Below are 20,563 nucleotides of genomic sequence, written 5' to 3'. Positions count from 1 at the left end.
CGCCCATCCAATACCGGTCCGGGTGATTCGGACAAGGGTGTCCGGTTTCAGGCGTTGGCGACCAGGCCCAGCTCCGCCACGCTCGCCAGGTGCTGGTGACGCGGCACGATCCGGACGGTGTAGCCGAACGGCCCGGACGTGTCCAGGCCCACCTCACCGCCGAACGCGTGCCGGCCCGCCTCGTAGGACTCCACCAGCGCGAGGGACTCGGCGGTGAACTCGTCGATGACGTCGGCCTCGGTGACCCGCCCGTGCACCACCTGCACGTCCACATCGTCCGGCGAGAGCGGGCCGAGCGAGACGTAGGCGCGCACCGTCAGCCGGTCCCCGACCCGCACCGCCTCGCCGATGCCCGCCGACTCGACATGGTCCACGCGCACCTGCGGCCACGAGCCGCGCACGTGGGCCTTCCAGCCCGCGAGGTCCTTCGCCGCGGCGTACCCGTCGGCGACTAGCAGGCGCCCGGCCCGCGCCGCGGGGGCGTACAGCCCGTGCACGTACTCCGAGACCATCCGTGTGGCCTGCACCTTGGGGCCGAGCGTGGCCAGCGTGTGCCGCACCAGCTCCAGCCAGCGGCTCGGCACGCCGTCCGCGGACCGGTTGTAGAAGGCGGGCGCCACCTGGGACTCCACCAGGTCGTAGAGCGCTGCGGCCTCCAGGTCGTCGCGGCGGTCGGCGTCCTCGACGCCGTCGGCCGTGGGGATGCCCCAGCCGTTCTCGCCGTCGTACCACTCGGCCCACCAGCCGTCCTCGATCGAGAGGTTCAGGCCGCCGTTGAGCGCGCTCTTCATCCCGGAGGTGCCGGACGCCTCCAGGGGCCGCAGCGGGTTGTTCAGCCACACGTCGCAGCCCGGGTACAGCGACTGCGCCATGCCGATGTCGTAGTTCGGCAGGAACACGATGCGGTGCCGCACCTCGGGGTCGTCGGCGAACCGGACGAGCTGCTGGATGAGCCGCTTGCCGGAGTCGTCGGCGGGGTGCGACTTGCCGGCCACGATGAGCTGCACCGGCCGCTCGGGGTGCAGCAGGAGCGCCTTGAGCCGCTCCTGGTCGCGCAGCATGAGCGTGAGCCGCTTGTAGGTGGGCACGCGCCGCGCGAAGCCGATGGTGAGCACGTCGGGCGACAGCACGTCGTCCACCCAGCCGAGCTCCGCCGGGGACGCCCCGCGCTCGCGCCAGGACTTGCGCACCCGGCGCCGGGCCTCGGCCACCAGCTCGCCGCGCATCTCGCCGCGCAGGGCCCACAGCTCGGCGTCCGACACCTTGCTGGGATCCAGCCAGCCGGACGACGCCTCGGGCGCCGTGATCTCGTCCAGGCCCATGCGCTCGGCCTCCACGGCGGCCAGCCGCGGCGCCACCCAGGTGGGCGAGTGCACGCCGTTGGTGACCGACGTGATCGGCACCTCGCGCGAGTCGAACCCGGGCCACAGGCCCTCGAACATCTCGCGGGAGACCTGGCCGTGCAGCAGCGAGACGCCGTTCGCCCGGCCACCGAGCCGCAGTCCCATCACCGCCATGTTGAACACGGTGGGGTCGCCGCCGTCGTAGTCCTCCGCACCGAGCGCGAGCACGGTCTCCAGCGGCACGCCGGGCATCGCGTTGTCGCCGCCGAAGTAGGCGCTGACCAGCTCCTTCGGGAACCGGTCGATCCCCGCGGGGACCGGGGTGTGGGTGGTGAAGACCGTGGCCGCGCGCACCGCCTCGTGGGCCTCGCCGATGTTCAGGCCGGACCCGACGAGCTCGCGGATGCGCTCCACGCCGAGGAAGCCCGCGTGGCCCTCGTTGGTGTGGTAGACCTCGGGCTCCGGCGCGCCGGTCAGGCGCGACCAGGCGCGCAGCGCGCGCACGCCGCCCACGCCGAGCAACAGCTCCTGCTGCAGGCGGTGCTCTCCCCCGCCGCCGTACAGGCGGTCGGTCACCTTGCGGGCCGCGTCGTCGTTCTCCGGCACGTTCGAGTCGAGCAGCAGCAGCGGCACCCGGCCGACGGCGGCGACCCACACGTGCGCGTGCAGGGTGCGCCCGCCGGGCAGGGCCAGCGAGATGACGGCGGGCGTGCCGTCCTCCTCGCGCAGGACCGCGAGCGGCAGGCCGTCCGGGTCGAGCAGCGGGTAGGTCTCCACCTGCCAGGCGTCCCGCGTCAGGGACTGCCGGAAGTAGCCGGCGCCGTACAGCAGGCCCACGCCCACGATGGGCACGCCCATGTCGGACGCGCTCTTGAGGTGGTCGCCCGCCAGGATGCCGAGGCCGCCCGAGTACTGCGGCAGCACCGAGGTGATGCCGAACTCCGGCGAGAAGTAGGCGATCGCGTGCGGCAGCTCGCCGCCCGAGGTCGTGGTCTGGCCCTGGTACCACTGCGGGTCCCGCAGGTAGCGGTGCAGGTCGTCGGACGCCGCCCGCACGCGGCCCGTGAACTCCGCGTCGGCCGCGAGCGCCGCGAGGCGGTCGGAGCCGAGCGCCGCGAGCAGGGCGACGGGGTCGCCCCGGACGTCGGACCAGAGGTCGGGGTCGATGCTCGCGAACAGCTCGCGCGTCGGCGCGTGCCAGGACCAGCGAAGGTTCTGGGCCAGCTCGTCGAGCGCCGCGAGCTGCTCGGGGAGGACCGTGCGGACGGTGAATCTGCGGATCGCTCTCACCGGCAGAACACTACGCACATGTGGAGGCGAGCACACCTGTTGCCGGGGGCTTCACCGACCCGTCCGACGACGTTCACCGGACCTCGGCGCGCCCCACAGGCGAGTCCCCCGCCAGGCTCGATAGCGTGTTCCGGTGAGCCCGCACACGAGTCCCGGCCGGATCGGCCGCATCCCCGTCCTCGAGGTCGCTCCTGTCGTCGAGGGAGGCCGCTGGCCTGCCAAGGCGGTGGTCGGGGAGGTCGTGCCCGTCGAGGCCACGGTCTTCCGCGAGGGGCACGACGCCGTGTCCGCGACGGCCGTGCTCGTCGCCCCGGACGGGTCGGACCACTCGTGGGCGCCGATGACCGACGTCGCGCCCGGGCTGGACCGCTTCCGCGGCGAGCTGCAGCCCGACGCCGAGGGCGACTGGTCCTTCCGGGTCGAGGCGTGGTCGGACCCGTACGCCACGTGGACGCACGACGCCGGGATCAAGATCGCCGCGGACATCGACACGGAGCTCATGCTCGCCGAGGGGGTGCGCCTCTTCGAGAGGATCTGCCGCCTGGTGCCGGGCGACCAGCTGGTCGCCGACGGCCGGACGGCGCGCGACGCGCGGGTGCTGACGGCGGCCGCCAAGGCCCTGGCCGACGACCGCCGTCCGGCCCCGGCGCGGTTCGCGGCGGCGACGTCGCCCGAGGTGGTCGAGGCCCTGCGCCGCGCGCCGCTGCGCGAGCTGGTCTCGTCGTCGGACGCCTACCCGCTGCGGGTCTCGCGGCGGCTCGCGCTGGCGGGTTCCTGGTACGAGATGTTCCCGCGGTCCGAGGGCGCGTACCAGAAGAAGGACGGCACGTGGGTCTCGGGCACGTTCGCGACGGCGGCGAAGCGCCTGCCGGGCATCGCGGCGATGGGGTTCGACGTCGTCTACCTGACGCCGGTCTCCCCCATCGGCACCACGTTCCGCAAGGGCCGCAACAACACCCTGGAGGCCGCGCCGGGCGACCCGGGCAGCCCGTACGCGATCGGGTCGCCGGACGGCGGGCACGACGCGATCCATCCGGACCTGGGCACGGAGGCGGACTTCCGGGCCTTCGTCGCCGCCGCGCGGGCGGAAGGGCTGGAGGTGGCGCTCGACATCGCCCTGCAGTGCTCGCCGGACCATCCCTGGGTCACGGAGCACCCGGAGTGGTTCGTGGTGCGCGCGGACGGGTCGATCGCGTACGCGGAGAACCCGCCCAAGAAGTACCAGGACATCTACCCGCTCAGCTTCGACACCGACCCCGACGGCCTGTACGCGGCGGTGCTCGGCGTGATCCGCACGTGGATCGACCGGGGCGTGACGCTGTTCCGCGTGGACAACCCGCACACCAAGCCGCTGGACTTCTGGGAGTGGCTGCTGGCGCAGGTGCACGCGAGCAACCCCGAGGTGATCTTCCTGTCGGAGGCGTTCACCAAGCCCGCGATGATGCAGACGCTGGCCCGCATCGGCTTCCACCAGTCGTACACGTACTTCACCTGGCGCAACACCAAGGAGGAGGTCGAGGAGTACCTGGCCGAGGTGAGCGGGCCGCAGGGCTCGGTGCTCCGCCCGTCGTTCTGGCCCACCACGCACGACATCCTCCCGCCCTACCTCATCGAGGGCGGCGTCTCGGCGTTCGCGGTGCGCGCGGTGCTGGCCGCCACGGGCTCGCCCACGTGGGGCATCTACTCCGGCTACGAGCTGGTGGAGAACACGCCCCGGCCCGGCGTCGAGGAGCAGATCGACAACGAGAAGTACGAGTACCGGCCGCGGGACTGGGCGCGGGCGGACGACTACGGGATCGCCCTGCTGCTGGGCGAGCTGAACGCGATCCGCCGCGCGCACCCGGCCCTGCGGCAGCTCCGCAACCTGACCGTGCACCCCACGACGAACGACCAGGTGGTCGCGTACTCGCGCCGGATCTCGGCCGATCACGCGTCGCGCGCGACAGCGACGCCACCGGGCCGCACCATGAGAGCAGGGGGTAACGATCGGCGTGCCCCGCGGCACGACGACGTGATCGTGGTCGTGCTGAACCTGGACCCCCGGAACGTGCAGGAGTCTGTAGTGCACCTGGATCTCTCCGCCCTCGGCCTCAGCGCCCCCGACGGCGACGACAACGCACCGTTCTACGTGGCGCACGACCTGTTGTCCGGCGAGACCTACGGCTGGGGAGCACATCCCTGGGTGCGGCTCGACCCGCAGGTCCGGGTGGCCCACGTCCTGCAGGTGGGGCCGGCATGACGACGTTCGGGCCGGGTGGCCCCGCCGTCGGGCCGCCCGAGGGATACCCCGCACAGCCGACACCGCCGACCGCTCCGGCGCCGGCGTCGGCCCGGCCGTCCGTGCCCAACCCCCCGTCGGTCCCCGTGCCCGTCCAGGCCCTGCCGCCGCGGCGGCAGCCGCGCCTGGACGCCCGGCGCAAGGGGCTCTCCGACGACCCCGAGTGGTACAAGAAGGCGGTCTTCTACGAGGTCATGATCCGGTCGTTCTCCGACTCGGGTGACGGCGGGTCGGGCGACCTGCGCGGCCTCGTGGAGCGGCTCGACTACCTGGAGTGGCTCGGCGTCGACTGCCTGTGGCTGCCGCCGTTCTTCCCGTCGCCGCTGCGCGACGGCGGGTACGACGTGGCCGACTTCACCGCCGTCTCGCCGCAGTTCGGCACCATCTCGGACTTCAGCGACCTGGTCGCCGCCGCGCACGAGCGCGGCATCCGCGTGGTGATCGACCTGGTCATGAACCACACGAGCGACGCGCACCCGTGGTTCCAGGCGTCCCGCGCCGACCCGAACGGCCCGTACGGCGACTTCTACGTGTGGAGCGACGACGCCTCGCAGTACCAGGACGCGCGCATCATCTTCGTGGACACCGAGACGTCGAACTGGACGTTCGACCCGGTGCGCCGGCAGTACTTCTGGCACCGGTTCTTCAGCCACCAGCCCGACCTCAACTTCGAGAACCCGCGCGTGGTGGAGGCCATGCTCGACGTCGCCCGGTTCTGGCTGCAGCTCGGCGTGGACGGGTTCCGGCTCGACGCCGTGCCGTACCTGTTCGAGGCCGAGGGCACCAACTGCGAGAACCTGCCCGAGACGCACGGGTTCCTGCGCAAGGTGCGGCGCATGATCGACACGGAGTTCCCGGGCCGCATCATGCTGGCCGAGGCGAACCAGTGGCCGGCGGACGTCGTGGAGTACTTCGGCACGGAGGACGACCCCGAGTGCCACATGTGCTTCCACTTCCCCGTGATGCCCCGCATCTTCTACGCGATCCGGGACCAGCGGGCCCGCCAGCTCCTGGAGATCCTCGCGGACACCCCCGCGATCCCCGCGCGCGGGCAGTGGAGCACGTTCCTGCGCAACCACGACGAGCTCACGCTGGAGATGGTCTCGACCGAGGAGCGCGCCAGCATGTACGGCTGGTACGCCCCCGACCCGCGGATGCGGGCGAACGTGGGCATCCGGCGGCGGCTCGCGCCGCTGCTGGACAACGCGCGCAAGGAGATCGAGCTGGCCAACGCGCTGCTGCTGTCGATGCCCGGCACGCCGTGCCTCTACTACGGCGACGAGATCGGCATGGGCGACAACATCTGGCTGCCCGACCGCGACGCGGTGCGCACCCCGATGCAGTGGACGCCGGACCGGAACGCGGGCTTCTCCACGGCCGACCCCGGCAAGCTGTACCTGCCGCTCGTGCAGTCGCTGGTGCACCACTACCAGCACACCAACGTCGAGGCGCAGCTCGCGCAGCCGACGTCGCTGCTGCACTGGATGCACAACATGCTGGCGTTCCGGCGCCTGCACCCCACGTTCGGGACGGGCGACTTCACGGCGCTCGACTGCAACGACGAGTCGGTCATCGCGTTCACCCGGTCGTCGGCCGAGGAGACGCTGCTGATCGCCGCGAACCTGTCGGCCACGGCGCGCTCGTCCACGATCAAGCTGCCGGGGTACGCCGGCTGGACGCTGACGGACGTCTTCGGCGGCGCCGCGTTCCCGAGCGTCGGCGACGACGGCATCCTGACGATGACGTGGGGCGCACGCGACTTCTACTGGCTGGTGCTGGCCCCGCCCGTGCCGGCCGGGACGAACGGCTCCACGGGAGCGAGCGAACCGGTCGGGCAGGCGCGAGAGGGGTGAGCCCGGCGCGCCCCGTCCACGTCTCCCCAGGAGCCGCGCACCTCCCGCCCGAGGTGCTGCGGCTCCTGGACACGTGGCTGCCCGCGCAGCGCTGGTACCCGGTGCCCGCCGAGGGCGTGACGCACGAGCCGTGGCTCACGGTCACGTTCGGCGGGGTGGCCGACGTCGTGGTCGCGCTCCTGCGGCTCGTCGGCCCGGGGCTGGCGGCGGGCGACGAGTCGCTGGTGATCCAGGTCCCGCTGGTCCTGACCCCCACGGCGGAGCCGGAGGCCGACACCGCCGACACCGAGGCGGCCGGACTCATCGGCACCGTCACCACGGCGTCGGGCACCGCGACCGTGCACGACGGCGGGGTGCACCCCGCGGCCTGGCACGCCTACTTCACCGCCGCCCTGCCCGCCGCGTGCGAGCCGGAGGACTGCGCCGAGCTCCGGGGGGCGAGGCGCATCTCCGGCGAGCAGTCGAACACGTCGGTGGTGCTCCCGGCCCTGCCGCGCGCGACGGGCCGCGGCGGGATGCTCAAGATCCTGCGGACGGTCGCCCTGGGGCCGCACCCCGACGTCGTGATCCCTGAGGCCCTGACCCGGGCCGGCTGGGACGGCGTGCCCCACTTCCTCGGCGCGGTGGAGCTGCCCGCCCCTGGCGCCGCCGGGACCGCAGGCGACGCGCACGGCGGCGACGCCGGGCCGGTGGCGCACCTCGCGGTGCTCTCCGAGCTCGTCCACGAGGCGACCGACGGGTTCGAGCTGGCCTGCGCGTACGCGGCCCGGGACGAGGACTTCGGCGAGCAGGCCGCCGAGCTGGGCGCCGTCGTCGCGCACCTGCACGCCGCCCTGCGCGACGCCCTGGGCCCCGGACCGGCGCTCGAACCGGCCGGCTTCATGGGCGTGCTGCGCCGCCGGGCCGCCGAGGCCTTCGCCGACGTCCCCGCCCTGGCCCCGCACCGCGCGGGCGTGACCGCCCTGTACGACGCGCTGAGCGCGCGGCTGTCCGCGGTCGTCGAGCGCGGCGACGTCGTGCCGCTGCAACCGATCCACGGCGACCTGCACCTCGGGCAGGCGCTCTGGTCGCCGGACGGCTGGAAGGTCCTCGACTTCGAGGGCGAGCCACAGCGTCCCGTGTCCGAGCGCACGGCGCCCGACCTGCCGCTGCGCGACGTCGCCGGGCTGCTCCGGTCGCTGGACTACGCCGCCGCCGTCGGTCAGGCGACGGACCCGCACTGGGTGTCCCACGCGCAGATCAGCTTTCTCGAGGGCTACCGGCAGGCCAGCGGCGAGGCGCACGGCGAGACGGTGCGCCCGGTCGATGGCGCGACGTCGACGGGCAGCCCCCTCGACGTCGGCACCGCCGAGCTCCTGCTGCGTTCCCTGACCGTGGACAAGGCGCTGTACGAGGTGGTCTACGAGTTCCGGCACCGCCCCGCGTGGACGCACATCCCGCTCGCCGCCGTGGACCGCGTGCTCAGCTCGTGACCTGGGCATCGGTACGCGCCGGGTACGTGTCGCACGTCACGCGCCCGACGTGGAAAGGTGAACCCATGGCTGACCTGCCCGACGTCGACCTCGAGGTCCTGACCGCTGTCGCGTCCGGAACCCACCACGACCCGCACACCGTGCTCGGCCCGCACCTCCTGGACGGGCCCTGGACCGTGGTGCGCGCACTGCGCCCGCTCGCCGACGAGGTGGTCGTCGTCACGGCGAGCACCGAGGTGTCGGCCACGCACCAGGGTGCGGGGGTGTGGGCCGCCGTCGTCCCGGCCGCCGAGGAGGAGGACGGGTCCCGGCACACCCCCGACTACCGGATCCGGACCCGGTCCGGCACGGAGACCTGGTCGTCGGACGACCCGTACCGGTTCCTGCCCACCCTCGGCGAGGTGGACCTGCACCTGATCGGTGAGGGCCGGCACGAGCAGCTCTGGCAGGTGCTCGGCGCCAACGTCCACCGGTACCCGAGCGCGGCCGGCGACATCGCCGGCGTCGCCTTCGCCGTGTGGGCACCCAACGCGCGCGGCGTGCGGCTGGTGGGCGACCACAACGGCTGGGGCGGCACGCACCCCATGCGGTCGCTCGGCGCCACGGGCGTCTGGGAGCTGTTCGTCCCCGACGTCGGCCCGGGCCTCCGGTACAAGTTCGAGATCCTGGGCGCCGACGGCGTCTGGCGCGCCAAGGCCGACCCCCTCGCCAAGGCGACGGAGCAGCCGCCCGCCACCGCCAGCGTGGTCACCACCTCGGCGCACGAGTGGCAGGACGAAGCGTGGCTCGCCGCCCGGTCGTCGACCGACCCGCACTCCGCGCCGCTGAGCGTGTACGAGGTGCACCTGGGCTCGTGGCGTCCCGGCCTCGGCTACCGCGAGCTCGCGGAGCAGCTCACCGACTACGTGGTCGAGCAGGGCTTCACGCACGTGGAGCTGCTGCCTGTCGCGGAGCACCCGTACGGCGGGTCGTGGGGCTACCAGGTCACCAGCTACTACGCGCCGACGTCGCGGTTCGGCTCGCCCGACGACTTCCGGTACCTGGTGGACCGGCTCCACCAGGCCGGCGTCGGCATCGTGCTGGACTGGGTGCCCGCGCACTTCCCGCGCGACGAGTTCGCCCTGGCCCGGTTCGACGGGACTCCCCTCTACGAGCACCCCGACCCCCACCGCGGCGAGCAGCAGGACTGGGGCACGCTCATCTTCGACTTCGGCCGTCGCGAGGTGCGCAACTTCCTGGTCGCCAACGCCACGTACTGGTTCGAGGAGTTCCACGTCGACGCCCTGCGCGTGGACGCCGTCGCCTCGATGCTCTACCTCGACTACTCGCGCAAGGAGGGCGAGTGGTCGCCCAACGTGCACGGCGGGCGGGAGAACCTGGAGGCCATCGCGTTCCTCCAGGAGGCGAACGCGACGGCCTACCGGCGCACGCCCGGCGTGATGATGATCGCCGAGGAGTCCACGGCGTTCCCCCAGGTCACAGGCCCCACGTCGAGCGGGGGCCTGGGCTTCGGCCTGAAGTGGAACATGGGCTGGATGAACGACACCCTGCGCTACCTCGCCGAGGACCCGTACAACCGCCGCTACCACCACGGCGAGCTGACGTTCTCGCTGGTGTACGCGTTCACGGAGCAGTTCGTGCTGCCGATCAGCCATGACGAGGTGGTGCACGGCAAGGGGTCGCTGCTGCGCAAGATGCCCGGCGACCGGTGGCAGCAGCTCGCCGGCGTCCGCTCGTTCCTGGCCTACCAGTGGAGCCATCCCGGCAAGCAGCTGCTGTTCATGGGGTGCGAGTTCGCGCAGGACACGGAGTGGGCGGAGTCCGAGGGCCTGCGCTGGGACCTGCTCGGCGACTCCGGGCACTCCGGCGTGCAGCACCTGGTCCGGGACCTGAACGCGCTCTACCGCGCGACGCCCGCGCTGTGGGAGCTCGACTTCGACCCGGCGGGCTTCGAGTGGCTCGAGTCGGACGACGCCGACCACAACGTGCTCGCCTACGTGCGCCGGTCGCGCTCCGGGGACCCGGTGGTCGTGGTCGTGAACTTCGCGGGGGTGCCGCACGAGGGGTACCGCCTGCCGCTGCCGGAGGTGCCGTGGGCGGCCTCGGCCGCTGCAGCCGATGCGAGGGTCGGAGCCGTCGGGACCCTGCCGCCCGCCGAGCCGGTCGAGACGGCGCTGCGGCCGTCGCCGGCCGTGACGGGACCGCTGGTCGACGCCGTCGAGGGCGGCTCCGGACCCGTGTGGCGCGAGGTGCTGAACACCGACGCCACCGTCTACGGCGGCTCGGGCGTGGGCAACATGGGCAGCGTCCGGGCCGAGCCGGTCCCGCACCACGGCCGCGCCTGGTCGGCCGTCATGCGGATCCCGCCCCTGGGCGCCCTGATCCTGATCCCGGAGCAGACAGACTGACCGACCGCACCGACATCGTCGAGTCAGTGGGGTGGTCCGACCACCCCGCTGACTCGGCAAGGCCGGTGCACCGAGTCAGCGGCCGGGTCCGACCACCCCGCTGACTCGGCGATGTCGAGTCGCCGAGTCAGCCGACCGGTCAGTACAGGCTGATCGCCAGCCGCTTGCGGGCCTTGCTCACCCGCGGGTCCGTGGTGCCGGCGATCTCGAAGAGCTCCAGCAGCCGCACCCGGATCTTCTCCTTGCCGTCGGCGTCCGCCTCGGGCAGCAGCTCGAGGAGGCGCGCGAAGGCGTCGTCCACCTTGCCGCCCAGCATGTCCATGTCCGCGACGGCGAGCGCCGCGTCGACGTCGGACGGCGCGGCCGCGGCGGCCTGCCGGACGGCCGTGAGGTCGGCGTCGTGGGTGCGCTGCATGAGGTGCACCTGCGCGAGGCCGGCCGTGGCGTCCGAGTCCTTCGGGTCCTGGCGCAGCGCCTTCTCGTAGGCGGCCGCGGCACCCTCCAGGTCGTCGCGCTCGATCGCGTCGTACGCCTCCTGGTGCAGCGGCGGCAGCGGCGGCTCCACCTCGGGCGCCGGCTCGTCGGTGGCGGGGGCGCCGCCCGGGGCCCGGCCCGTGACGCCGTTCTGCTCGGCGGCGGCCAGCACCTGGTCGAGCACGCCGCGGATCTGCTGCTCGTCGGCCGCACCCTGGAACAGGGGCAGCGGCTGGCCCTGCAGCACGGCGACGACGGTCGGCACGCCCTGCACCTGGAACGCGGCGGCGACCTGCGGGTTGGCCTGCGCATCGACACGGCCCAGCAGGAACCGGCCGCCGTACTCCTGGGCGAGACGGCCCAGGGTGGCGCCCAGCTCGGCGTTCGCCTGGTCCGTCGGGATCCACAGCAGGATCACGACCGGGTACGTGGCCGAGTCGCGGACGAGCTGCTCGAAGTTCGCCTCGCTGACGTCCACCACGAAGCCCCCGGCTTCGGGTGCGCCACCGGGTTCGCCAGGCGGCGGTGCCTGGGGACGGTTGAGGGCGGACAGGTCGACGGCGCCGCGCACCGCGAACTCGGGCTGCGCGCTCCGGGCGGGGCCGGGCTGAGGGGAGGTACTGCTCATGGGGGCAATCCTAATGAACCACGCGATCGATACCCGTCGACTCCGCTCTCGGCGATCACCGGCTCACTTGTTCGACACCGCGTAGGGCACGCGGTGGAAGCCCAGCAGGCTCACCTGCTCCGCCGAGTCGGCGGGCGGCACGTACAGCGCGACCATGTCGCGGTAGGCGACCTTCATCACCTCGGACTTCTTCGCGTCGCCCCACAGCGCCGCGGCGGACGGCGCGGCCGGCGCCAGCTGCCACCCCTTCTCCGCCTTCAGGGTCTCCTGGCTGAGCAGCGCGGCCAGCACCACGGCACCGCCGTCGGCCGTGCGGACCGCCTTGACCGGGTCCTTCGTCGGCTCGTACCCGACCTCGAAGGTGCCCTTGGCGTCCTTGTCCGCCTTCCTGATCTCCGCGAGCTGGTTCCTGCCGGCATCACGCAGGGTCTGCCGCAGCTTGTCGTCGCCGAAGTTCGCGGCGTACTTCGACCGCTCGTCGACGTTCAGGACAGACGCGTACTGCGTCACGACCTCCTGCGGCGTCACCTTGAGGCTCGGGTCGTCGGCCGGGACGGTCGGACTGCCCAGCTCGGCCGCCGCGAACTGCGGCATCGTCACCCCCGGTGCCAGGTAGACGAAGCCCCACATCTTGTACTGGTCGCGGGGTGCGGGCTGCTCGAACGCCGCGAGCATCGGCGTGCCCTTGGCCGGCTGTTCCGTGATGACGAAGCTGCTGCGCGGCCAGCCCTGCTCGGAGGGCAGGACGAGCTGCTGCGCCGCCATCGGCATGGCGATCAGGGCCTTGCCGTCACCGGCCGCGGCGATCCGCAGCTCGGCCCGGCGCAGCTCGAGCGCGGGCCCGGTCAGCCGCTCTGCCAGCGCCTCCGCGCCGTCGGCCCCCTTCGCGCCGTCGACGACCCCCGTCACCTGGTCCAGGATCTTGCGCTCCTGGGCCTCGGTGACCACCGCGGCGACGACCGGGGCGTCGGCGACCGGGACGGGGAGCTCGGCGGTGCACCCCGCGAGCAGGAGCGACGTGACGGCGAGCGCCGCGGGCGGCACGAGCCCGGGACGCGGAAAGGGTGGCCTCCGTGAGTTCACGGAGGCCACCCTAGCCATGGCTGACGCGCAGGTCAGCGAAAGATCAGCCGTTCGAGACCGACCACGGCACGTGCTCGTACCCGACCAGGCTGACCTGGTCCTCGGAGTCCTTGGGCGGCACGTACATCGCCACCATGTCCTTGTAGTTGACCTCGACCACGTTCGTCACGTCGGCATCGCCCCAGAGCGCCTGGGTCGTCTTGGTCGGCGGGCCGATCTCGCAGCCCTCCTCCTTGGCGGTGATGGTCTCCTTGCTGATCATCGCCGCCATCACGAGGGCGCCGCCGTCCGCCGTCCGGACCGACTTGACCGGGTCCTTGGTCGGCTCGTACGCGACCTCGAAGGCTCCCTTGCAGTCCTCCTTGTTGATCGCGTCGACCTGCAGCTTGCCGTAGTCCCGGAAGAACTGGCGCAGGTCGTCGTCGGCGAAGTTGCCGGCGTACTTCGAGTCCTTGTCCACCGTGAGCACGGACGCGTACTGCTCCACGGCGGACTGGGGAGTCATCTTCAGGCTCTCGTCGTTCGCCGGGACCGCGGCACTGCCGAGGTCGGCCTCCGCGAACTGCGGCATCGTGACGCCGGGCAGCAGGCGGACCCAGCCCCACATCTTGTACTGCTCCCGCGCGCTGGACTGGTTGAAGGCCATGAGCACGGGCGTGGTGAGGTCCTTGGGCTGGACCGTGATCGCAAAGCTGGTGCGCGGCCACTCCTGGTCGGAGGGCAGGATCACCTGCTGCATCTCCATCGCCAGGTCCGTCAGCGGTTCCTTGTCCTTGCGGGCGGCGGCGACCTTGAGCTGCGTCTCGCGGATCGCGAGGGCCGGCCCGGACAGGCGCGCGGCGAGCGAGTCGGCGTCGCTGGACTTGGTCACGCCCTCGACCACACCGGAGACCTTGTCCAGGATCTTGCGCTCCTGCGACTGCGAGACCACGGCAGCCGCGACGGGCGCCTCCGGCTTGGGGACGGGGAGCTCCTCGGCGCATCCGGCCAGCAGACCCGTGGCGAGCAGGGTCGCCACCACGGCCATGGAGCGGGTCGTGGTGCGTCTCATCGATTACCTCCGTCATCGTTCCCCGTGACGCCCCAGGTCTGGCGCCACGCAGCGGCACGGCTGCTCGGGGTCTCCTGCTCGGGTTCGGGCTGCGGCTCGGCGGCCGGGACGGCCGGCATGGCACCGGTCGCCGCACGGCGCTGCGCCTGCTCTCGCATGCGCATCTCGCGCCGGGTCATCGGCTTGCCCGACGCCGCGGTGTCGGCCTCGGCCGGAGCCGGTGCGGCAGGCCGCGCGGGAGCGGGCTGCGTGTGCTCGGGGACGGCGCCGCCGAACTGCGCGGGCGCGGACTGCACAGGCGCTGCCGGGGCGGGCGCGCCAGGACCCTGGCTGCGCCGGCTGCGCCGCATGCCGCGGATGGAGGCCGCGGGGGCGGCGACCGGCGCGGGAGCCGGCGCGGGCTCCGGTGCCGGGACGATCGGGGCCGCGCCGCCGAAGGGAGCGGGCGCACCCCAGGCCTGGGTGCGGTCCTCGGTGGGCTCGGGCGTGCCCGGGTCAGGCCGGCCCGGGCGTGGTGCACCTGGTCGCTGGGTACCCGGGCGCGGCGTGCCCGGCTCGGGGCGTGCGCGGCCCGGACGCTCCGGGGCCGCCGGCGGGAAGACCGCCGTGCCACCGTCGGGCGCGTCCCCGGGCGCTCCGCCCGGTGCGGGCGGGAACCCGCCGCGGGGCTCCTCCGGGTGCTGGTCCGCCTCGCCGCCGTCGACCCCGAAGACCGCGTCACGACGCGGCAGCTCGGGGGACGACTGGCGCGTCCGCACCGCGGACGTCGAACCGCCCTTGCCCTTGCCCTTCTTGCGGCGGGAGCCGAGGAGCATGAAGACGCCGAGGATGAGGACGAAGCCACCGCCCAGCACGCCGGGCCACAGGTACGGCGTGGTGACGGGGCGCGGCCAGGTGAGCTCGAGCGTGGGTGCCTCAGCACCCTTGCCGACGCCCGCTGCCAGCAGCACGACACGGCCGGGCTGCTCGGTCCAGCGCAGGGAGGCCACGCCCTCGCCGCTCGTCTCGGAGATCCACATGTCGGACCCGGCGGGGTCCGGACCGGTGGTCGGCTTCTCAGCCGGGGCCTCCTCCGCCTCCTCGTCGTCCGTGGCGGCGGGGGTGCCCGGCGCGACGCTGAGCGTCTCCCACGAGGAAAGGCCGGTCACCGAGTCGTAGGGGTCGCTGCCGACCCAGCCGAGCACGTCGACGTCGGACCCGAGGGCGAGCGTGACCTTCTGTCCCTCGGGGACGGTGGCCCGGACGGTCACCTGGTCGTCGACGAGACCCAGCACGCCGGGATCGGTCACGACCATGGTTCCGTCGCCGCTGGGGGTCGCGGTCGCGACAACAGTGTCGGAATCGCGCAGGACGGTTGCCGTCGCGATCCCGAAACCGATCCCGCCGAGGCCGGCCAGGATCAGGAGAATCGCCAAAAAGCGTTGCACCACCGATTCCCTTCGAATTTATGGGCACGAGCCCGTCGATCAGGTGGATGTTCCAGCATAGGGACCGAACTCAGAGCACTGTCCAATGACGGGTGTGCTTGTGAGGTTCGGCCGGGACTCTCACTCTTCCTTCACCGAGGTCTGCCTGAACCGCCACGGTGGTCAAGGGGTCCCGGACCAGCGGGCAGTATTCCACGCATTGCGTAGATTGCATCCCGCTGCGGAGTATCCACATCCGCAGAAGGCACGTATTCTGGGCGCCGGACGGGCCGATAACCGGCGTCCCAGGGGGGAGCCTGACCCGCGCCTCACCAAGTTCCGACACTGGAGGTCTGCACCGTGTCCGACGAGCGCTCGCTCTTCCCGACTGCCATGCGTGGCTACGACCGCGACCAGGTGCACGCGCACCTGGACCGGCTGAACCACGCGCTCGAAGAAGCACGCCGGCAGGTCGAGGCCTCCGACGGCCGTGCCATGCAGCTCACGCAGGATCTGAACGATGCCAAGCGCAACCTGCGCGAGACCGAGAAGCCGTCGTACGCCGGCCTCGGTTCCCGCATCGAGCTCCTCCTGCGTTCCGCCGAGGACCAGTCGACGGACATCATCAACCAGGCCAACCAGCAGGCCGCGGACATCATGGCACGCGCCAAGCTGTCGGGCGGCCAGGTGCGCTCCCGCGCCGAGTCCGAGGTGGCCGAGATGCTCGCCAGCGCTCGTCGCGAGGCCGAGGAGATCCGCACCACGATGGCCGCCGAGGCGGAGGGCCACCTGCTCGCCGCGCAGCGCCGCGCCGAGGAGCTCGTCGGCTCCGCGGAGCGCGAGTCCGCGCAGATCGCCAGCGCGATCAACGCCGAGGAGAGCGAGCGCCGGGCCAGCCTGGAGCGAGAGCTCGGCACCCTGCGCTCGACCGTCGAGCGGGAGACCACGGAGCTGCGCGTCAACACCGAGCGCGAGACCGCCAAGCTCCGCGCCCAGGTGAACGCGGAGACCACGGAGCAGCGCGAGACCGCCGAGCGCGACTCGTCGGCGATGCTCGCCAGCGCCCGCGCCGAGTCCGAGCAGATCCTCTCCGAGGCCCGCCGCCAGGCGGCCGAGGCGTCCAACGCCGTCACCACCGAGATGGAGGACCTGCGCGAGCAGGCCCGCGCGGCGCTCGCCCAGGCCGAGCTCGACATCGCCACGCGTAAGGAGGCCGTGGAGAAGGAGCTCGCCGAGCGCCACGAGACGGCCAAGGCCGAGACCGCCAAGCTCGTCAAGACGGCCGAGGAGCACGCGGCCGAGGCCGAGAAGCGGGTCGCCGTCGCGCTGGAGCAGTCCGAGAAGATCCGCTCCGAGTCCGACGTCTACGTCAAGGACCTCGTGGCCGACGCCCGCAAGTCCGCGGACCGGATCGTGGCCGACGCCCGCGAGTTCGCGGAGCAGACCATCGACGACGCCCGCGCCGAGGCCGAGTCGAGCCGGTCCGCCGCGCAGCACCAGCTCGAGGACCTCACGCGTCAGCACGACTCGATCAACTCCTACCTGGAGGAGCTGCGCGGCATGCTCGGTACCCCGGCGGCGCCGGGCGCACCCGCCGCGACGCCCGCCCCGGCGGCCAAGGCCGCGAGCATGGCGGGGGCCACCCCGGCGCAGCAGGCACGCTTCGCGGTCGTCGGCGACGGCACCGAGGCCGAGCCCGAGGTTCCGGACTCTGCCGACGCCGACGGGTCGATGCCGGCCTCGATCCCGCCGAGCAACCCGACGCCCGTGCCCGTCGGCACCGCGACCGTCGTGATCCCGTCGGTCAAGGGCACCAAGGCCAGCACGAAGGCCGGCCAGGCCGCCTCCGACTCGACCTCCTCCCCCGCGGAGAGCGACGACGCCGAGGCACCCGTCTCCGAGAAGGCCGGCGCGTCGAGCTGACCTGCTCCCCCGGCTGGACCGGGACAGAACGAGGGGCGTGACCCACCACCCGGTGGGTCACGCCCCTCGTTCTGTTCTGTCCCGCCCGGTCAGTGGTGGGCCACCACGTGCGTGTGCAGCAGGCCGAGGGCCGCTGCGACCGCCTGGGGTTCCTCGACGACGCTCAGGTGCCCGGCGCCGGGCACCAGCGTGAGCGCGGCGTCGCCCATCGCGGGGCCCAGGGGCGAGCCCGCCGCCCGGACCATGTGCTCGGCCTCGGCCAGCGGCGTGATCGAGTCCTCGGCCCCCACCACGACGGCGACCGGCACGTCCAGGCGATCGAGCACGTAGGTCCGGTCGGGCCGGGACGCCATCGCGCGCTGCGACCAGGCGACACCCGCCGGCGACTGGGCGCGGATCCACGAGTCCAGGACGGGGAACAGGTTCCGGCGGTGCTCCGTGCTGGTGGCGCCGACCAGGTTGGCGGGCATGCCGAGCACCGCGTCCACGGTCTGGGTGGCGTCGACCGCGGCGGCGATCCGCAGCCGCTTGGCGCGCGCCTCCTCGGTGTCCGCCGTCGACTTCGTGTTCACCAGGCCCAGACCTGCCACGAATCCCGGGTGCCGCTCGGCCAGGGCGAGCGCGACGTACCCGCCCATCGAGTGCCCGACGACGACAGCGTTGCCCTCCCCCGCGTCGGTCATCGTCAGGTACACCGCGTCGGCGATGTGCTCGATGCTCGGCGGGAACCCGTCCAGGTCGCTGTGCCCGGCACCGGGCAGGTCGACCGCGATGGCCCGGACGCCCGGCGGGAGGTGTTCCGCGCACGCCGCCCACATCCGGTGGTCGAGCGGGAAGCCGTGCAGCAGCACGAGCGGCACACCCCCGCCGTCGCGCAGCGTGAAGGTCGCCAGGTTCCTGGTGGCTCGAGAAGTCATCGTCGTCCTCCTCTGGTGGGTGCTGTGGTGGTGATGGTGCCTGGCGGGGTCGCTCAGGAGACGCCCAGCGGCCCGTCCCAGTGGGTCGGCAGCGGGAGCGGGTGGTCGGGCAGGACGTGGGCGACGATCTCGTTCAGCGCACGGGCGACGGCCGGCTCGCCGACCCAGAGGTGCTTCGCCCCGTCGACGCCGATCACCTCGGCCTGCGGCACGCGCGCGAAGCGGCGGCGGGCCTCGTCGGGCCGGAGGTAGTCGTCGAGCTCCGGCACCAGGACGACGAGCGGCTTGCCGAACGCCGCCCAGCGGTCCAGGTCCTCGTCCGTCGCGCGGTGGAGCGGCGGCGAGAGCAGGATCGCGCCCTCGACGCTCGGGTCGGCGCCGTGCTTGAGGACCAGCTCGGTACCGAACGACCAGCCGACCAGCCACGGCCGGGGCAGCCCGCGGAACTCGGCGAACTCGATCGCGGCCGCGACGTCGTACTTCTCCGCCTCGCCGCCGTCGAACGTGCCCTCGCTCGTGCCCCGGGGGGAGGAGGTGCCCCGCGTGTTGAAGCGCAGCACCGCCAGGTCGGCCAGCGCGGGCAGGCGCCACGCGGCCTTGCGGTACACGTGGGAGTCCATGAAGCCGCCGTGCGTGGGCAGCGGGTGGAGCGTCAGCAGGCTGGCCGCCGGCTCGACGTCCGCCGGCAGGGCGAGCTCGCCCACGAGCGTGAGGCCGTCGGCGGTGTGCAGCTCGACGTCCTCCCGCTGCGCGGGCAGGACGGAGAGCGAGCGGATCTGGTGGGTCGTCTGGCCGGAGGCCGCGTCCGGCGTCGCTTCAGTGGTCATCGGGACCATTGTCCTCCCGCACACGGGAGGGCGCGCCGGCGTGGGGGTGTGTGTCGCAGCACCCTGGCCGCCTGTACGGCAGCACCGGGCCGCAGGCCCGTCGGGCCCGTTGCCTCAGCGCAGGTTGGCCCGGCGCTGCCAGCAGCTCGTGTGCCAGTGCCGCCGGGCGTCCAGCCCGGCCTCGGGCCCGCCGAAGCCGTCCGTCTTCCACGCGACGACGTGCGCCGTGCCCGGCGTGACCTCCTGCCGGCAGGCGGGGCAGACGTAGGTCTTGTCGGACGACCGGATCCGCTGCACCACCCACTCGCCGTCCGCCGCCGACTCGCTGCGACGCCCGCCCGTCGCCCGGTCCACGTCGAGGGGAACATGGCCCGCGGCATACGGACGCTTGCTGGAGCGGCGGTTCGACGGCATGCCATCTATTCTTCCGCAGGGCGGAGCGGATGGCTCAAGGCTGTTCGGGAACAGCCCGCATCGCGCACCACAATGCCTGGGAGCCGCACTCATCTCCGCCCGCTAGAGTGTGGCGGTCCCCAGCAAGGCGCACACCGACCGAAGGATTACTCGTGAAGCACCGCACCACTGCCGGCCTGGCAGCCGTCGCGCTGGCATCCATCGCGCTCACCGGCTGCGCGAGCGGCGACGACTCCGGGAGCAGCAACGCCGCTGCCTCGGACGGAAACGTCTGCGAGGTGACGGCCGCCGCGGAGCCGTCGCCCGCGCCCAGCCCGTCCGAGGAGGACGTCAAGGCGGTCGACGCGATCGAGGTCTCGGGCCCGGTCGGCAAGGAACCGAAGGTGACGTTCAAGGCGCCGCTCAAGGTCACGACCCCGACGTCCCGCGTCGTGGACGAGGGCACCGGCGCGGAGCTCGTCGAGGGCGCCCAGGTGACCATCAACTACGTGGTCATCGCGGGCAAGGACGGTTCGACCAGCGGCTCGACCTGGGAGACCAAGAAGCCGGAGTCGTTCACGCTCGGCGACCCGCAGTACGACCTGCTGAACGACCGCCTGATCGGCCAGAAGGTCGGCACGCGCCTCCTCATGGCGAGCACCGCGATGGACCAGACCATCCAGGTGACGATGGTCGAGGTGACCGAGTCCAAGGAGATCCCGACGCGTGCCGAGGGCACGGAGGTGGCCCCCAAGGAGGGCCTGCCCACCGTCGAGCTCGCCGACGACGGCCAGCCGACCGTGACGATCCCCGCGGACTACGAGGCGCCCACCGAGCTGGTGGTCCAGCCTCTCGTCGAGGGTGACGGCGCCGAGGTCACGAAGGACCAGACGGTGACCGTGCAGTACGCGGGCTGCCTGCTCGACGGCACGTCCTTCGACTCCTCGTGGAGCCGTGGCACGCCGACGTCGTTCCCGCTGAGCGGTGTGATCCCCGGCTGGACCAACGGCATCGCCGGCCAGAAGGTCGGCAGCCAGGTGCTGCTCGTCGTCCCGTCGGACCAGGGCTATGGCGAGCAGGCGAACGGCGCGATCCCGGCGAACTCGACGCTCGTGTTCGTGGTCGACATCCTTGAGGCCAAGGCGGCCTGACCCCGCCGGCCCGCTCGCGGGCCGGCATGAGATCTGGCGCACGCACGCTGCGCATCGCCGCTGATC

14 protein-coding genes are annotated in these 20,563 nt (G+C 72.8%); 6 read left to right on the top strand and 8 right to left on the bottom strand.

Annotated features, from left to right (window positions below; genetic code table 11):
* Positions 1-47: 47 nt before the first annotated feature.
* Positions 48-2,633: an alpha-glucan family phosphorylase gene (gene glgP / locus QRN56_RS26680; protein ID WP_285108395.1), complete on the bottom strand. Its 2,586-nt coding sequence runs from the start codon at positions 2,631-2,633 to the stop codon at positions 48-50.
* A 133-nt stretch (positions 2,634-2,766) separates the two neighbouring features.
* Here glgP and QRN56_RS26675 point away from each other — a divergent pair, with 133 nt between their 5' ends.
* The 4 genes from QRN56_RS26675 (at position 2,767) to glgB (ending at position 10,644) form a co-directional block, all read left to right on the top strand.
* Complete coding sequence (locus tag QRN56_RS26675) at positions 2,767-4,872, top strand: alpha-1,4-glucan--maltose-1-phosphate maltosyltransferase (RefSeq protein WP_285108394.1); 2,106 nt, start codon at positions 2,767-2,769, stop codon at positions 4,870-4,872.
* On the top strand, positions 4,869-6,764 hold the full coding sequence (gene treS / locus QRN56_RS26670) for a maltose alpha-D-glucosyltransferase (RefSeq protein WP_285108392.1): 1,896 nt from the start codon (positions 4,869-4,871) through the stop codon (positions 6,762-6,764). The genes QRN56_RS26675 and treS overlap by 4 nt, the downstream gene beginning before the upstream one ends.
* Positions 6,761-8,236, top strand: a complete 1,476-nt coding sequence (locus QRN56_RS26665) for a maltokinase N-terminal cap-like domain-containing protein (RefSeq protein ID WP_285108390.1) — start codon at positions 6,761-6,763, stop codon at positions 8,234-8,236. The genes treS and QRN56_RS26665 overlap by 4 nt, the downstream gene beginning before the upstream one ends.
* A 65-nt stretch (positions 8,237-8,301) precedes the next feature.
* Positions 8,302-10,644 carry a 1,4-alpha-glucan branching protein GlgB gene (gene glgB / locus QRN56_RS26660; protein ID WP_285108389.1) on the top strand — a complete coding sequence of 781 codons (2,343 nt, stop codon included), beginning with the start codon at positions 8,302-8,304 and terminating at the stop codon, positions 10,642-10,644.
* Positions 10,645-10,783: 139 nt separating this feature from the next.
* On the opposite strand, the gene QRN56_RS26655 is transcribed toward glgB, so the two are convergent.
* The 4 genes from QRN56_RS26655 to QRN56_RS26640 all read right to left on the bottom strand — a co-directional run bounded on the left by QRN56_RS26655 (position 10,784) and on the right by QRN56_RS26640 (position 15,307).
* Complete coding sequence (locus QRN56_RS26655; protein ID WP_285108387.1) at positions 10,784-11,746, bottom strand: tetratricopeptide repeat protein; 963 nt, start codon at positions 11,744-11,746, stop codon at positions 10,784-10,786.
* Between the two features lie 63 nt (positions 11,747-11,809).
* Complete coding sequence (locus QRN56_RS26650; RefSeq protein ID WP_285108385.1) at positions 11,810-12,829, bottom strand: DUF8094 domain-containing protein; 1,020 nt, start codon at positions 12,827-12,829, stop codon at positions 11,810-11,812.
* 43 nt (positions 12,830-12,872) lie between these two features.
* Complete coding sequence (locus QRN56_RS26645) at positions 12,873-13,880, bottom strand: DUF8094 domain-containing protein (protein WP_285108383.1); 1,008 nt, start codon at positions 13,878-13,880, stop codon at positions 12,873-12,875.
* Positions 13,877-15,307 carry a hypothetical protein gene (locus QRN56_RS26640; protein ID WP_285108381.1) on the bottom strand — a complete coding sequence of 477 codons (1,431 nt, stop codon included), beginning with the start codon at positions 15,305-15,307 and terminating at the stop codon, positions 13,877-13,879. Before QRN56_RS26640 ends, QRN56_RS26645 begins: the two co-directional genes overlap by 4 nt.
* A 339-nt stretch (positions 15,308-15,646) precedes the next feature.
* Here QRN56_RS26640 and QRN56_RS26635 point away from each other — a divergent pair, with 339 nt between their 5' ends.
* Positions 15,647-17,209: a DivIVA domain-containing protein gene (locus tag QRN56_RS26635; RefSeq protein ID WP_285108380.1), complete on the top strand. Its 1,563-nt coding sequence runs from the start codon at positions 15,647-15,649 to the stop codon at positions 17,207-17,209.
* 89 nt (positions 17,210-17,298) lie between these two features.
* Here QRN56_RS26635 and QRN56_RS26630 read toward each other — a convergent pair whose 3' ends face one another.
* The 3 genes from QRN56_RS26630 to QRN56_RS26620 all read right to left on the bottom strand — a co-directional run bounded on the left by QRN56_RS26630 (position 17,299) and on the right by QRN56_RS26620 (position 19,367).
* Positions 17,299-18,126: an alpha/beta fold hydrolase gene (locus QRN56_RS26630; protein ID WP_285108379.1), complete on the bottom strand. Its 828-nt coding sequence runs from the start codon at positions 18,124-18,126 to the stop codon at positions 17,299-17,301.
* Between the two features lie 53 nt (positions 18,127-18,179).
* A complete protein-coding gene (locus QRN56_RS26625) occupies positions 18,180-18,953 on the bottom strand; it encodes an alpha/beta hydrolase (protein WP_502928846.1) in 774 nt (257 codons plus the stop codon).
* A gap of 114 nt (positions 18,954-19,067) precedes the next feature.
* Positions 19,068-19,367: an Rv1322 family protein gene (locus tag QRN56_RS26620; protein ID WP_285108376.1), complete on the bottom strand. Its 300-nt coding sequence runs from the start codon at positions 19,365-19,367 to the stop codon at positions 19,068-19,070.
* A 152-nt stretch (positions 19,368-19,519) separates the two neighbouring features.
* Between QRN56_RS26620 and QRN56_RS26615 the strand changes: the two genes are divergently transcribed.
* The gene (locus QRN56_RS26615; protein ID WP_285108374.1) at positions 19,520-20,497 is read left to right on the top strand and encodes an FKBP-type peptidyl-prolyl cis-trans isomerase; all 978 of its coding nucleotides are present in this window, start codon (positions 19,520-19,522) and stop codon (positions 20,495-20,497) included.
* Positions 20,498-20,563 lie beyond the last annotated feature (66 nt).

The organism is Promicromonospora sp. MEB111, from assembly GCF_030209445.1.
GTDB lineage: Bacteria > Actinomycetota > Actinomycetes > Actinomycetales > Cellulomonadaceae > Promicromonospora.
The sequence above is the reverse complement of the archived record's forward strand: the minus strand, read 5'-3'. Positions and strand labels throughout refer to the sequence as shown.